Origin of the sequence: Neisseria sp. HMSC065C04 (assembly GCF_001815375.1) — a bacterium.
GTDB lineage: Bacteria > Pseudomonadota > Gammaproteobacteria > Burkholderiales > Neisseriaceae > Neisseria > Neisseria flavescens_D.
Map to the genome: position 1 here is coordinate 74414 of NZ_KV820406.1, position 14521 is coordinate 88934.

At 46.8% G+C, this 14521-nt stretch carries 15 protein-coding genes; 3 read left to right on the forward strand and 12 right to left on the reverse strand.

Features of this window, described 5'->3' with window-relative positions; genetic code table 11:
- Positions 1 to 96: 96 nt before the first annotated feature.
- The 4 genes from HMPREF3022_RS04175 to hemN form a co-directional block, all read right to left on the reverse strand.
- A complete protein-coding gene (locus HMPREF3022_RS04175) occupies positions 97 to 1083 on the reverse strand; it encodes a TraB/GumN family protein (RefSeq protein WP_049331142.1) in 987 nt (328 codons plus the stop codon).
- A 38-nt stretch (positions 1084 to 1121) separates the two neighbouring features.
- The gene (locus HMPREF3022_RS04180; protein WP_036472649.1) at positions 1122 to 1367 is read right to left on the reverse strand and encodes a DUF1289 domain-containing protein; all 246 of its coding nucleotides are present in this window, start codon (positions 1365 to 1367) and stop codon (positions 1122 to 1124) included.
- A 615-nt stretch (positions 1368 to 1982) separates the two neighbouring features.
- Entirely contained in the window at positions 1983 to 2315 is a 333-nt protein-coding gene (locus HMPREF3022_RS04190) for a hypothetical protein (RefSeq protein ID WP_049331146.1), read from the reverse strand.
- A gap of 131 nt (positions 2316 to 2446) precedes the next feature.
- On the reverse strand, positions 2447 to 3868 hold the full coding sequence (hemN, locus tag HMPREF3022_RS04195) for an oxygen-independent coproporphyrinogen III oxidase (RefSeq protein WP_049331147.1): 1422 nt from the start codon (positions 3866 to 3868) through the stop codon (positions 2447 to 2449).
- Between the two features lie 162 nt (positions 3869 to 4030).
- Between hemN and fnr the strand changes: the two genes are divergently transcribed.
- Positions 4031 to 4765 carry a fumarate/nitrate reduction transcriptional regulator Fnr gene (gene fnr, locus HMPREF3022_RS04200; RefSeq protein WP_039862092.1) on the forward strand — a complete coding sequence of 245 codons (735 nt, stop codon included), beginning with the start codon at positions 4031 to 4033 and terminating at the stop codon, positions 4763 to 4765.
- A gap of 86 nt (positions 4766 to 4851) precedes the next feature.
- Here the strand turns inward: fnr and HMPREF3022_RS04205 are convergent, their stop codons facing one another.
- Entirely contained in the window at positions 4852 to 5802 is a 951-nt protein-coding gene (locus tag HMPREF3022_RS04205) for a CysB family HTH-type transcriptional regulator (protein ID WP_049331148.1), read from the reverse strand.
- Positions 5803 to 6244: 442 nt separating this feature from the next.
- On the opposite strand from HMPREF3022_RS04205, the gene HMPREF3022_RS04210 reads away from it, so the two are divergent.
- Entirely contained in the window at positions 6245 to 7006 is a 762-nt protein-coding gene (locus HMPREF3022_RS04210; protein WP_049331149.1) for an OmpA family protein, read from the forward strand.
- Between the two features lie 139 nt (positions 7007 to 7145).
- Here HMPREF3022_RS04210 and HMPREF3022_RS04215 read toward each other — a convergent pair whose 3' ends face one another.
- Positions 7146 to 7574: a DUF4149 domain-containing protein gene (locus HMPREF3022_RS04215; protein WP_049331150.1), complete on the reverse strand. Its 429-nt coding sequence runs from the start codon at positions 7572 to 7574 to the stop codon at positions 7146 to 7148.
- 98 nt (positions 7575 to 7672) lie between these two features.
- A complete protein-coding gene (greA, locus tag HMPREF3022_RS04220) occupies positions 7673 to 8149 on the reverse strand; it encodes a transcription elongation factor GreA (protein WP_003684304.1) in 477 nt (158 codons plus the stop codon).
- 345 nt (positions 8150 to 8494) lie between these two features.
- On the opposite strand from greA, the gene HMPREF3022_RS04225 reads away from it, so the two are divergent.
- Positions 8495 to 9904, forward strand: coding sequence for a PepSY-associated TM helix domain-containing protein (locus HMPREF3022_RS04225; RefSeq protein ID WP_049331152.1), 1410 nt, complete (start codon positions 8495 to 8497; stop codon positions 9902 to 9904).
- 212 nt (positions 9905 to 10116) lie between these two features.
- Here the strand turns inward: HMPREF3022_RS04225 and rplS are convergent, their stop codons facing one another.
- The 5 genes from rplS to HMPREF3022_RS04250 all read right to left on the reverse strand — a co-directional run bounded on the left by rplS (position 10117) and on the right by HMPREF3022_RS04250 (position 14485).
- Positions 10117 to 10482, reverse strand: a complete 366-nt coding sequence (gene rplS / locus HMPREF3022_RS04230; RefSeq protein WP_003679470.1) for a 50S ribosomal protein L19 — start codon at positions 10480 to 10482, stop codon at positions 10117 to 10119.
- Positions 10483 to 10496: 14 nt separating this feature from the next.
- Positions 10497 to 11246 (reverse strand): tRNA (guanosine(37)-N1)-methyltransferase TrmD, encoded by a 750-nt coding sequence (trmD, locus tag HMPREF3022_RS04235; protein WP_049331154.1) that lies wholly within the window; start codon positions 11244 to 11246, stop codon positions 10497 to 10499.
- Positions 11246 to 11755, reverse strand: a complete 510-nt coding sequence (gene rimM / locus HMPREF3022_RS04240; protein WP_049331155.1) for a ribosome maturation factor RimM — start codon at positions 11753 to 11755, stop codon at positions 11246 to 11248. Before rimM ends, trmD begins: the two co-directional genes overlap by 1 nt.
- A 15-nt stretch (positions 11756 to 11770) precedes the next feature.
- Positions 11771 to 12019, reverse strand: a complete 249-nt coding sequence (rpsP, locus tag HMPREF3022_RS04245) for a 30S ribosomal protein S16 (RefSeq protein ID WP_049331156.1) — start codon at positions 12017 to 12019, stop codon at positions 11771 to 11773.
- A gap of 75 nt (positions 12020 to 12094) precedes the next feature.
- Positions 12095 to 14485 (reverse strand): bifunctional acetate--CoA ligase family protein/GNAT family N-acetyltransferase, encoded by a 2391-nt coding sequence (locus tag HMPREF3022_RS04250; RefSeq protein ID WP_049331157.1) that lies wholly within the window; start codon positions 14483 to 14485, stop codon positions 12095 to 12097.
- Positions 14486 to 14521 lie beyond the last annotated feature (36 nt).

Genomic DNA, 14521 nt, shown 5'->3' on the forward strand with positions numbered 1-14521 from the left:
TGTTACGCTCAACATTGCTTACAGCTTCATTTAATAGAGATTAATAAAGGCCGTCTGAAAGAAAGACTTTCAGACGGCCTTGTTGTTTGATTGGGTTTATTGCCAAATCAGGACTTTGGGTTCGGGCGTTACTTGATAGCCTTCTTTACGTAGCAGTTCGATTAAGCCTTTTTCGCTGGGTAAATGGGCAATACCGACAGCAAAGAGGGTGCTTTGTTTGGCCGATTGCTTGCGGATTTCAGGTAGCCATGCCAAGTTGCGGCGGATCAGGAGGTCGTTTTTCAGCCAATCGGACATGGCTTTGGCGTATTTGGCATCAACAAGTTTGAGGGTGCGTTGTTCGGTTTCTTCCAAAAGTGGAATGAGTTCTTCAAAGCGGCCGTCTGAATAGGCTTGATGGAGTTTTTTGATATCTTCGGTTTCTTCTTTATTGGTTTTAATACTGGCTTTCAGAAAGTTGAGCATGGTTTCTTCAGGCTGGGCTTTGAAGATCGCGGTAACATTGTCCAAGCTTTCCAATGAACCACGCGGCTTATTGATACCGGCGGCCGCGTTGGTCAGCAACATATCTGCACCGGTTTCTGAGCTATACCCTTTGGGAAATGTACTGCCGGAAAAAATGAATGCGGCCCACGGATGGAGTTTGTCGGCAATTTGGGCGATGGGTCGGCTTTCTTCATTTTGTGAATAGATTTCTTGTAAAAGACGGAAATCTGTTTTGCCAAGCTTGCGGCTGAGCGGTTCGGTACTCATGACTTCCTTGAAGTATTTTTGATACATTTTTTTCGTTTCCGGACTGCTGTCTGGCAATGCGTCAACTTCTGTCGTTAGTTGGTCGGTGGATTGCAACAGTTTGAGGGCATCGGAAGACAAGGTTTGATTGGTTCGTCCCATGTGGATGGTGCCGAGCAGATAGGAGTCTGGTTGGCCTTCTTTGCTGATTTTCCAAACATTGCTGGTCAGTTTAGGCTGCTGCCAGTTAAGTTCGGTGGGTTTGCTTTCGGGTGAAGTTGCGGCGGGTTTGCAGGCGCCCAGGGCGAGGGTAGTCAATGGTACAAGCAGGCAGGCAAGCAGTTTTTTCATGTTTTTCCTTATTGTGGTGTGCGGTAGGCAAGGGCAATTTAGAAATCGAGTAGGTTTTGAACCGGATGTTCGCCCGTTTCGGGTTTTTCTAGTTTGCGGTTGCGGATTTTGGCTTTCCTGAGGGATAGAAGGTGCATGACTTGATGCTTTTGGCTGTCGGTCATCTGGAGCCAGTACAAGCGCTCTTCCCGGCTGCGCAGGCAGCCTTTGCAATAACCTTTGGCATTGGCTTCACAAACGCCGATACAGGGGCTGGGGATGGGGAAAAAATCGGGTTGTTCCATATTTTAAAAGTGTTTGAGACAAGAGACCGGACAAACCAAAAGTGCAGACTGCATTCGTATTTGTCTAAACACGATCGGTGTATCCAGCAGGGTTCCTACCAATATCCAATTGAGTTGATCATTTCAATAAGTTTATATCTGCCACCCTAGGTATAAAAAAACTAAGAGAAACCATAAATATATCGCAGAAGAAGTCAGTATCTTCCCTATCGTCAGATTTTTCCAATAAAACCCAAGTAAGAACATTATAAAAATTAAAGGAATTCCAATATAAATATAATATTTAAGCGAACCTAATTCACTGAACACGTTTATAACAGAATAGAGACCGATAAATCCACCTGACCAAAAAACAATTATTGCCGGCCCTAAGAAAATAGCCGTTATTAAATGAGGGAGTAGTATGATTTTTATCCATTCTTTATATTTGTTGTTCATTCTAATCCCAATTACTGCAATGGTATCGTATCCATTCAAATGGGGGAGCAAAGTATACAGTAACGTCACCAAGAATAATTACGGTATGTTTGGCAGAATCATGTTTTAATACATATTTGGAGTTCCGCTATATTTTGATTTTCAGACGACCTATGTGTAGCCCCAACTATCTGCATTTTATGACTTAATCAGTTTGCGCAAAGACTGATTGTTGTATTTGATATCGGCAATCAGCCGGTCATATTGGTGCATTCTACGGAGCGAGCGGGTAATCAGATAGACCGAGAAAATAATCAAGCTGATGTTCATCAGACTGACCAGTACGAGCAAAGGCCAAACATCAACGGCCTCGTACCATTTCGATGTCGCAATCAGCGCACTGAAAATAGACAAAGGGAGTGCGAAAACGGCAATACCCGTACGCATGATAGCAAGTGCCGTGCGTTTTTCAGCAAGGAGAAGCTGTACTTGATTGATGCTGAGGATATCGTTTTGCTGTTCGGTAACCATAGGATACGCGCCTATACAAATTAACTTTGAATTCTGATAAAGCGGAAAATATGGTTTTATGTTACCCGAAAGTATTGAAAATAAAAACAAAGGTCGTCTGAAAATTTTCAGTCGACCTTTTCCATTTCTGTTTATACGGTTTGCGAGTATTTGGCTTTGGTTTCTTTATGGCGCAGATGATAATCGAACACCATAGCGATGTTGCGGATCAGGAAACGGCCCTTCGGCGTAACGGTCAGGCCGTGCGGTTTGAGACGAACCAGACCGAGGGTTTCCAGTTGCTTCATATCTTCCAGTTCCGCTACAAAATAGCGGCTAAACGGAATGCCGAACACGCTTTCGTAAATTTGATAATCAAGCGAGAAGCGGCACATTAAATCCTGAATGATGTTGCGGCGCAAAATATCGTCTTGATTGAGCTGGTAGCCGCGCATAATCGGCAGATGTCCGGCATTGAGTGCGACGTAATAGGCATCGATGTCGCGCTCGTTTTGGGAGTAGGTGCTGCCGATTTTGCCGATAGAGGACACGCCGATCGCCACCAAGTCGCAGTCGGCATAGGTCGAGTAGCCTTGGAAGTTGCGTTGCAGGAAGCCTTCTTTGAGGGCGATGGAGAGCTCGTCGTCAGGTTTGGCAAAATGGTCCATGCCGATGAAAACGTAGCCGCGCTCAGTCAGGGTTTGGACGCAATATTGCAGCATATCGAGTTTTTCTTCGCTGCTGGGAACGACATTGGTGTCGATACGGCGTTGCGGTTTGAAGATATGCGGCAGGTGGGCGTAGTGGTAAAGGGCGAGGCGGTCGGGATCGAGGGATAAGACCGTGTCAATGGTAGTTTTGATGCTTTCGGTGTTTTGGTGCGGCAGGCCGTAAATCAAATCGACGCTGACCGATTTAAATCCGGCTTCACGCGCGGCATCAATTACTTCTTTAGTTTCTTCATAACTTTGAATGCGGTTGACCGCTTCCTGCACTTTAGGGTCAAAGTCTTGAATGCCGACACTCATGCGGTTGAAACCGAGTTTGCCCAGTTTGAGGACGGTTTCGCGGCTGACTTTGCGCGGGTCGATTTCGATGGAGTATTCGCCGTTGGGGATGAGCTGGAAGTATTTTCGGATCATTTCGAAGACGCGTTCGAGTTGGTCGTCGCTTAGGAATGTCGGCGTGCCGCCGCCGAAGTGGAGTTGCGCAAGCTGGTGTCTTCCGCCCAAATGTGGTGCCAGCAATTCCATTTCTTTTTCCAGATACTGGATATAGGCATCGGCACGGCTTTTGTCTTTGGTAATGATTTTGTTGCAGCCGCAGTAATAGCAGATGGTATTGCAGAAGGGGATGTGGATGTAGAGCGAAAGGGGTTTGTTGAGCGCGCCCATGTTGCGCAGGCTTAAAGCTTGGATATATTCGGCTTCTTTAAAGCCTTCATGGAAGCGGTCGGCGGTCGGATAGGATGTATAACGTGGGCCGCTTGATGGCAAACTGGCAATCAATTCGCGGTCGAATTCCGGTAATTCATTGTTTGTGTTCGTGTTATTTGAGATAGGGATGATTTTCATGGTAGGGGCTTGTAGTATAAAGTAGGGAAATTAGGGAAAATTTTAGTCAAAATTTCGATAGTTTGGTAGAATGCCTCATAATGATATGCCGACTTTGACATGGGTCAATAGTTATTCGGCTTAATCAGGGATTGAGAGAACTAAGCAAATTAAAGGTGCGTTATGGCTACACACAATGCAACACATCAAATGAAAACCTTGTGTTCCACATGTTCTTTACGCGAGCTGTGTTTGCCTGTCGGACTGATGCCTAACGAATTTTCACAATTAGATGCGGTTATTCGTCAAAGCCGCCGTCTGAAAAAAGGCGAGTACTTATTTCGTGCCGGCGAGCCGTTTACCTCTTTATTTGCCATCCGTGCGGGCTTCTTTAAGACAACAGTCGCCAGCCAAGATGGACGAGATCAGGTAACCGGCTTTTTTATGTCGGGCGAGCTGATCGGTATGGACGGGATTTGTTCCCATATTCACAGCTGTGATGCTGTGGCTTTGGAAGACAGCGAGGTATGCGAGCTTCCGTTTACACATATTGAAGAACTTGGACAGGATATTCCCAGTCTTCGTTCTCACTTTTTCCGCTTAATGAGTCGCGAAATTGTTCGAGATCAGGGCGTTATGCTGCTTTTGGGCAATATGCGCGCTGAAGAGCGATTGGCAGCATTCTTGCTCAACCTGTCTCAGCGACTCTATTCACGAGGCTTCGCCGCCAATGATTTTATCTTGCGGATGTCGCGTGAGGAAATCGGCAGCTATTTGGGGCTGAAACTGGAAACAGTCAGCCGCACCTTGTCTAAATTTCATCATGAAGGCTTGATTTCGGTTGAACACAAGCACATCAAAATCTTAGATGCGACAACCTTGAAGAAAATGGTTTCCGGTTGTTCGCACGCTATCTGAATCTTAGGCCGTCTGAAATATTTCAGACGGCCTTTTTAACAAGAATTAAAGAATAATTGTTAAGTTACGCAAGTGATAGTCAGATATTAAATTGAAAAATCTTCCACAACCGGCGTGTACAGAATGCGGTCGACTACTTCTCTGGTCAGTTTCGGTGCAAACATCTGGATAAAGTCATACGCGTAACCGCGCAGGTAGGTATCCGAGCGTAAGGCTATCCAAGTGGGCGACGGTTCAAATAAGTGTGCCGCATCAATAAGCTGTAAATCTTGATCGACAACGGGATCGTACGCCATTTTAGCCATCAAACCAACGCCCAAGCCTAAGCGGACATACGTCTTCAACACATCTGTATCGGCAGCCGATAAGGCAACATCAGGTTGCTCAATATGCACTTTATTAAATGTACGCGCGATGCTGCTGCCGGAATTAAAAGCAAATTCGTAAGTAACCAGTGGAAAAGAAGCCAAATCTTCAAGGCTTAAAGGATTACGGCAGTCTAAAAGAGGGTGGTCATGCGGGACAATGACGGCATGGTTCCATTCATAGCAGGGTAGTTTGCCCAACTCGGGGTGATCGTCAATGCGTTCGGTAATAATTGCCAAATCCGCTTCGCCGCTGCTGACCATTTGCGCAATAGCAGAAGGGCTGCCTTGTTTGATGGTCAAATTGACTTTAGGGTAGTTTTTGACAAATTCCGCAACGATTTTGGGCAAAGCATAACGCGCCTGGGTATGCGTTGTCGCGATGGTCAGCGAGCCGCTGTCGTGATCGGTAAACTCGCTGCCGATATTTTTAATGTTTTGTACATCACGCAAAATTCGTTCCGAAATCTCTAACACGGCTTTGCCCGGTTGCGAAACGGAAACCACACGTTTGCCGCTGCGGATAAAAATTTGGATACCCAATTCTTCTTCAAGCAGGCGGATTTGTTTGGAAATGCCGGGCTGGGATGTGAAAAGTGCATCGGCGGCTTCAGAGACATTCAGATTGTGTCGGTAAACCTCAAGGGCATAACGTAATTGTTGCAGTTTCATGGTAGTAGTACCGGATACGTTGTTATTGTGGATTTTGTGCGACAAACGGCATGTAATTTAACATATTTTGCCCAGTTTTGCCTCGAGTTTTGAAAATGGTTGTTTTTAATGAAAATATCTTTTAATGATATGAAAACAGGAAATTCAGGAAAGAAGAGGGAAAGGGGTTTTGTTGTTTTTGTACAACTTTAGGTAGGTGAATTGTCTAATTTTGCCCTAAATTAATGACACAAGATTGATTTTTCGGCATGATTAACTACTAGGAAGCAGGCACTTCATGATTGTTTGAAGGCATCGAGTATTGACAGTTTGCCTTGCGCTTCTTTATAGTGCAACCTGATATATCCGATTTGCCGCTGTTTTGATACTGCGGCCTGTATATTGGTACTTTGCAGCGGTTGCTTTCCTAGTCCGCCGCATAACAATTTGATGAGGGAATAAAATGACCAAACAGCTGAAATTAAGCGCATTGTTCGTTGCCTTGGTTGCCTCTGGCACCGCAATGGCCAGCGAAGCGCATACCAAACACGGTTACACCGTAAGCAGCCAATCTCAAGAAATCGTCCGTAACAACTACGGCGAATGCTGGAAAAACAGCTACTTCGACAAAGCTACCCAAGGCCGTGTTGAATGTGGTGACCGCGAAGCAGTTGCTCCTGTACAACAAGATCCTGAGTATGTTGATGAAACTGTTTCCCTGTCTTCTAAAACTCTGTTCGGCTTCGACAAAGACAACCTCCGTCCTGAAGCTCAAGAGAACCTGAACGCTTTGGCTCAACGCCTGAGCAACGAAAGCGTACAAACCGTACGTGTTGAAGGTCATACCGACTTCATGGGTTCTGAACAATACAACCAAGCTCTGTCTGAGCGTCGTGCCAACGTGGTTGCTAACTACTTGGTAGGCCGTGGTGTTGCTTCTAGCAAAATCTCTGCAGTAGGTCTGGGCGAATCTCAAGCTCAAATGACTGCTACTTGTGAAGCTGAAGTTGCTAAACTGGGCAAAAAAGTTTCTAAAGCTAAGAAACGTGCTGCTCTTATCGCTTGTATCGAACCTGACCGTCGCGTTGATGTTAAAATCCGCAGCGTTGTTACTCGTCAAGTTGCTCCAGGTCAAACTATCGAAGGTCAAGGCGAATTGCCTGCTACTGATGAAGGTTGGATCCCAGCTCCTTACAATGGCGTTCACGGTTACGCTAAACCTTAATCGGTTTGTGAAAAATGCCCTGCGATATGCAGGGCATTTTTTTATGGCTTGTATTTGAGTAATCAAGATAATTCGTGATTTCAAAATAAGAAGGGCCGTCTGAAAGACTTATTTTCAGACGGTCTTTTATTAAGACAGATTAGTTTGACTTGGGCCATTTCCATACGCAAACAGCGGCGAGTATTGTACAAATCAAAAAGTTGATACTGGATAAGCCGTGCCAAACGCCGAATGTTCCACCTACTAGGGATAGTAACCAGTTATCTAGTCCGTACTTGTGTGCCTCGATAACCGGCGTAACCAAAAGATGATTACAGGCTAAAAGTAGCCAAAGTACCAATATCCACCAAGAAAGTGAGGCCAGCTGTTTTCTGGAAAAGGCATAGGCTGCGCCAAAAATAACTAAGCCACATATCGCTGTAATGGCAAACAAAATGCCGGCAATTTCTCCTGCCTGCATTTTAGGCAGAAGGCGGAATAGGATCGGGGCGGTAACATAGCCTGCGGTCAGTTGCATACCGAGCCACATAGCGGCAGCGGTTTGGATAATTTTGTACAGTAGATTCATTATGTTTCTCCTGGGAGGATTTCACTTTCTTTGATTATGGTGTTTTTAGGTACAACAAAAGGCCGTCTGAAAACATTTTCAGACGGCCTTTTGTTTATTTAAATATATTGCACGGCAATGATGTCATATTCACGTACGCCGCCGGGTGCTTGAACTTCTGCAACGTCGCCTTCTTCTTTGCCGATCAGGGCGCGGGCAATGGGGGAACCAACGTAGATTTTGCGTTCTTTAATGTCTGCTTCATCTTCACCGACGATTTGGTAGGTAACTTGTTCTTCAGTTTCCAAATCTTCCAGTGTCACAGTTGTGCCGAATACGATTTTGCCTTCGGCGTGGATTTCGGCAGGGTTGATGATGTGCGCCATAGAGAGTTTGTGTTCCAACTCGGCGATGCGGCCTTCGATAAAGCCTTGACGTTCTTTGGCAGCTTCGTATTCTGCGTTTTCAGACAAGTCGCCGTGCGAACGTGCTTCGGCGATGGCTTCAATGACTTCTGGACGTGCTACGCTTTTGAGGTGTTGAAGTTCTTGTTTCAATAATTCTGCACCACGGACGGTCAAAGGGATTTTTTGCATTGAGTTCTCCATGAAAGCATGATGATGCTTTTAAAATTTTATCCGGCCACGCGCGGTAGCCGGATTGGAAATAAAAATACAAGCCGCCAAAGCTTGGCGGCTTGATGAATAAATAAGTAATGCCTGTATTCTACCAAATTCTGCCGAAACCGCAATGATTAAAACGGATTTTCAGTAAAGTGTTGTTTTCTGTTCTATTTTGTTTTTTCAGACGGCCTGAAAACTAAATATTGAAGTATTTCAAAGCCGCATCGGAAAAACGGTTTCTTAAGTGAATGTTTTTGATTAAAATGTCTGATGCTAATTCGTAATAATTAGTCTGCTTTAACTATATAAAGAGAATATATGGAAACAAAACCAACTTCCCAAAATGAACAACAGGCTAACCGCCGTTATTTGACTGTTTGGCGATGGCATTTTTATGCCGGACTTTTGGTTGCGCCGTTTTTAACCCTGCTGGCTGTTACAGGGTTGGGAATGCTGCTATTTGCCAATATCACCGGTAAAGAAGGTGAGCGCATACATGTTGCGCCGCAGGCGCAAGTGCAGCCTTTGTCGGCTCAGGCTGAAGCTGCTAGACAGTTTGTGAATCCGGAAACTGCCTCTGTGGTGCAATATATTGCGCCGCGTGCAGATGATATGGTTGCCGTATTCCGCGTAAACAATGACGATAAAGTCACTATGGTTGCCGTTGATCCCTATACGGCAAAAGTCGTGAACACGATGCCGCGCGGTCAAGGCTGGTATCACACGATGGATGAAATCCACGGCGATATTATGATTGGGGCGACTGGTGACTACCTGTTGGAAACCGCTGCGTCGCTAACCATCATCATGATTGTGACCGGTATTTATTTGTGGTGTGTAAAACAGCGTAGTCTGAAGGCCGTCCTTTTGCCTAAGGCAGGAAAAGGCCGTTCTTGGTGGCGCAACCTGCACGGTGCATTTGGCTCTTGGGTTTCTTTGATTTTGTTGCTGTTCTGTCTGTCGGGCGTTGCTTGGGCAGGTATTTGGGGCGGTAAAGTGGTTCAGGCGTGGAGTCAATTCCCTGCGGGTAAATGGGGCGTGGAGCCTAATCCGGTATCTTCTGTACCAACCCATGGTGATGTGCTGAATGACGGCAAATCCAAAGAAGTGCCGTGGATTTTGGAGCTGACGCCTATGCCGGTTTCTGGTACGACAATGGGCGAAAACGGTATTAATCCGAGCGAACCGATGACTTTGGAGACGGTTGACCGCTTTGCACGCGAAATTGGCTTTAAAGGTCGCTATCAGCTTAATTTGCCTAAGGGTGAGACCGGTGTATGGACGCTATCGCAAGACTCAATGAGTTACGATATGATTAGTCCGACTGCGGATCGTACGGTACACATTGATCAATACAGTGGTAAAATCCTGGCTGATATTCATTTCGATGATTACAACTGGTTTGGTAAATTCATGGCGGCAAGCATTGCTTTGCATATGGGTACACTGGGCTGGTGGAGCGTATTGGCAAATGTCTTGTTCTGTCTGGCGATTATCTTTATCTGTGTCAGCGGTTGTGTGATGTGGTGGAAACGCCGTCCTTCGGAAGCACGTGGTTTGGTTCCTCCTGCACAGAAAATCAAATTACCGGTATGGTGGGCAATGGCTGTGCCACTTCTGATTTTGGCTGTGATTTTCCCAACAGCCATTGCCGCAATCGCTGTTATTTGGATTTTGGATACACTGTTGTTGTCGCGTATCCCGACATTGGCAAGATGGTTTAAATAACTGTCCGATGTAATTCAAGGCCGTCTGAATCTTTTGTTTCAGACGGCCTTTTTTATAAAGGTTAGAAGAGATAGAGGGAGTTATGATTCTGTTTAAGTTTATACGTGAAAAGTGGGATTGTGATTGGCTTCCGTTATTGCGTAATAAAGACGAGGAATTTTATATAAAAACAAAAAACCCACTTCATTGAAGTGGGTTTTTGAAGAAAGCTATTAACCTTTGCGAGCAGGCAATTTTTCTTTAATGCGAGCTGCTTTACCGGTCAGGCCACGCAAGTAGTACAGTTTGGCGCGACGTACGTCACCACGGCGTTTAACTTCGATTTTTTCTACGGTAGGAGAGTACAGTTGGAAAGTACGTTCTACACCTTCGCCGCTAGAGATTTTGCGAACGATGAAGTTGCTGTTCAGGCCACGGTTGCGGCGAGCGATAACAACACCTTCGTATGCTTGCAGACGGCTGCGAGAACCCTCAACCACGCGTACAGATACGACAACGGTGTCGCCTGGAGCGAATTCAGGGATTTCTTTGTTCAAGCGAGCGATTTCTTCTTGCTCTAATTGTTGAATCAAGTTCATTTGTTTTTCCTAAGTTATGATTGGATTTCCTGTTGCTCTTGCAAGATTTCTTTTAAGAGGCGGGATTCCTTTGGGATTAAACTGCGCTTTTCCAATAAATCAGGTCGGCGCTCTAAAGTGCGTCGCAGCGATTGTTTCAATCGCCACTTGGCAATCAAGCCATGATTTCCTGAGCGTAAGACCTCGGGAACCATCATGCCTTGGAATTCTACGGGTTTGGTGTAATGAGGACAGTCTAAAAGGCCGTCTGAAAACGAGTCTTGTTCGGCTGACTGTATATCGCCCAATACACCCGGGACCAATCTTAAGACGGCATCCATCAACATCATGGCGGGTAATTCGCCACCCGAGACGACAAAGTCGCCAATGCTGATTTCTTCGTCCACACTGCTTTGCAGCAGTCTTTCATCTATGCCTTCATAGCGTCCGCATAGAAGAACAAGATGGGGCAGTTCGGCAAGTTCTGCGGCTTTTTTATGTGTCAGCGGCTGACCTTGCGGACTGAGATAAATTACTTTGGCAGGTTTTTGCGAGTTTGCTTTGGCTTCTTCGATTGCCGCTTGAAGCGGCGGTGCCATCATAATCATTCCCGGACCACCTCCGAAGGGGCGATCATCGATATAGCCAAGTTTGTTATCGGCAAATTTTCGGGGATTAATGGCTTGAAACTGCCAAAGATTTTGTTTTCTTGCTCTGCCTGTAACGCCATATTCGACAATGCTGTCGAACATCTCTGGGAAAATGGTGATGGCTTGAATCAGCATCAGTAGTCCAAGCCCCAGTCGGCGATAATGGTTTTGCTGTCGGTATCGACAGATTCGATATAGTTGGAGACAAAGGGAATCAGGATTTGTCCGTGTTCGCCTTTAATCATCAAAACATCATTTGCACCGGTTTCCATCAGGTTGCTGACTTTGCCGAGGACGATGTTTTCTTTATTGATGACGGTCATGCCGACTAAATCTGCCCAGTAGTATTCGTCTTCCTCAGTAGGGGCGAATGACTCTCTGGGGATTTCGATGGTATAGCCGCGCAAGGCAAATGCTTGGTCACGATCGTCTATACCTTCAAATTTGACCTGAAGTTCGCCATTGACAATTTTACCTACCTCAAGCACAACATTCAGGGTTTTGCCATCCTTGCACAACTGCCACTCGGGGTAGTCCAGCAGGCTGTCGGTATATTCGGTATTGGCGGCAATTTTAAGCCAGCCTTTAATGCCGAATACGCCTTTGATGTAGCCCATGGCTACCCGTTTTTGAGTGTCTGTCATGGTCGTTTCGGCTGATTAAGCAGCGATTTTTTGCTCTTTAATCAGTTTGGTAACTGCATCGCTAACTTTTGCGCCTTGAGCAACCCAGTGGTTGATGCGGTCTGCGTCGAAACGTACGCGTTCTTGTTTTTCGTTGGCAACGGGGTTGTAGAAACCTACGCGCTCGATGAAGCGGCCGTCACGACGGTTGCGAGAGTCAGTTACGACTACGTTGAAGAAAGGGCGGTGTTTTGAGCCGCCGCGAGCCAAACGGATAACTACCATTTTGAGTCCTTTTGAAAAATGCGGATATATAGAAACCGCTAATTTTAGGATATTTCACACGGGTTATGCAAGTTTTTATTTGTTTTTGTTGCTGTTTTGCCATTCGTTCAAATCGAGGCTTGCTTGATACAGGCCGCGGTCGGTTTCCGATGGGGTGACGGTAAATCCTGATTTTTCAGCGAGTTTGAGCATCGGTGTGTTTTCTTTGAGGATTTCCGCATTCATGGTTTGGTAACCTTGCTGTGTGGCAGTTTGGATAATGAGGTTCATCATTTTGCCTGCCAAGCCGGTTTTGCGTGCTTCAGGTGCTAAAGTAATGCCGAACTCGCACTCATTACGATTGATGCGGCTGTAACGGCTGACTGCGACGATACGGCCGTCTGAAGCGAAGGCTGCCCATGCGCATTCGGTATGGAAATCGGGACGGGTCAGCCGTGCGAGTGTGGGCAGCGGTAACTCGTTGGTATGGGTCATGAAGCGCGTATAGCGGTCGGCCGCGGGTAATTGGTGGACAAATTTTTGTTTGGCTTCGGCATCTTCAGGTTCTAGTGCGCGGATGTGCAGTGTGTTGCCGTCGGGCAGGGTAAAGGTATCTGTTTGGCTCGGATAGGGTGCGAGTACGTTTTGTATCTCGGGCGTTTCGGTTTTAGGGTGCAGCAGTTCGGACGCGGCTTCGCCGGTGTTGCGTAGGAATTCGGCTGCGGCCGGATTTTTTTGTTGGAGGTAGGCGGCGGCACTTTGCATTTTTGCTGCAGCCTGTTCTAAGGTTTGGACAGCTTTTTTAGGAATTTTGGTTGTTGGTGCGGCTGGTTTTTCCACGACTTCGGGAATGATGGTGCTACTGTATTGGCTGCCGTTGTAGTTGAGGATAATGTCGCCGATATGCTGGTTGTTGTGGATAAGCGTATTTAGGGAATGCAGGAATTGATTGAGAACGGAAGTGTTGTCGAGTTCTGCAAATTGGCTTAAACGCTGGATATCAAGTGTGGTAAAAGGAGGTAATGCAGCTTCGGTTTGGCCGTTGTAATGGGCGGTAAGGATATTGCCGTAAATGGGATGACGGCTGAATCGGAATTGAATGGCATTGTACTTTTGGGTTTGGCACGGAGGCAGGTATAGGGCTTCCGCCATCAGTTCGGTTTGGCCGGAAGCAATGGCTTTATCGATACTTTTGCTTTTGGGTGTTTTCAGACGGCCTGTTTTGGCTGGGGCAGGGGTATTTTGCACTTGTAGCAAATAGGCGGTTTGATTGCGGAAATAAAGTGTCAGCAAGGCTTCTTCCGGTGTATTAAACCGAGTCAGGCCGTCTGAAAAACGATAACTGATGAGAATGGGCTTGCTGGTTTTTTGTGCCAAATTATCCAGAGTTTGATGAATGCTGTACGCATCCGGCGTATCTGGCGAAATAATGCCGAGCAGGGCTTGAGTATGCGGATTTTGTAATTGTTCGAGTGCCAAGCGGTGGATGCGTGCAGGCGTGGGGTTGCTGCCGATGCAGCCTTGTCGGATGGATGGTGCATCGGTTGGGAGGTCGAGGGTCAATTCGCAGGCATCGGCGGTAGTGCGCAGCCATTCTATCGGCGTGTCGGACAGAATGGTGGGATGGGTAATGACGGGAATGCCGGAAAGGTGGGCTTTTAGGGCTGCTTCCAGTTCGGCGTTATTGAATACCGGTTGGAAATTGCAATGGCGGCTGAGGCTGCGCAGGATGGCTTTGTCTGTGTTGTCGGTGTAGTGTGTGGACAACAGGATAAGCGGAGTGTGGCGTGTGAAGTGGCGGATGGCACTGAACAGCTCGCGTTGGTTTTCGGCCGGATTGTAGTGGATAACGGCAACTTTGGTATGGCGGTTGTGGCCGAAGCGGTTGAGCCAGTCGGCGGATGTAGTAGGGCTTAGGTCATAGTTGAGGCTAATGTGGCGCGATACGCCTTGGTGCAGCGTGTTCAGCAGGTGATTGATGTTGCGGCTGACGGTGCTGTGGCCGGTCAGTAATGCGATATGGCCGGCCGGATAGTCGGCTTGGGTGCCGATGTTGAGGTTGAGCGAGGGAAGTTGGACGCCTGCGCTGTTACACACGGTGATGTTCAATTCGTCGCCGTGATGTTTTTGAATGATGGAGCGGGCATTTTTACAGGATTCGGGCGGTAGGTTTTCCCAATCTTGAATCAGGATAATGTGGCGCAGGTCTTTTTTACGGCAGGCTTTGAACAGCGAGTCGTAATGGTCGGGCGGGATAACGGCAACAACCAAATCGGCTTGGCCCGGGATTTTGCTGAGGCTGGAGTAGGAGGGAATGCCTGCGACACTGCTGTGTCGAAGATTGACGGGGGTGATTTTGCCTTGATATGAGGAACCGAGCAGATGGCTGAAAATGCGTTCGCCAAGGCTGTGCGGACGTTCGCTGGCTCCGACGAGGATGATGTGTTCAGGCATGAAGAAGTAGCCGGTTTGGGCAGTTGCACTCATGATGGTTCCTTATTTGTGTTTTTGGCCGTCTGAAAA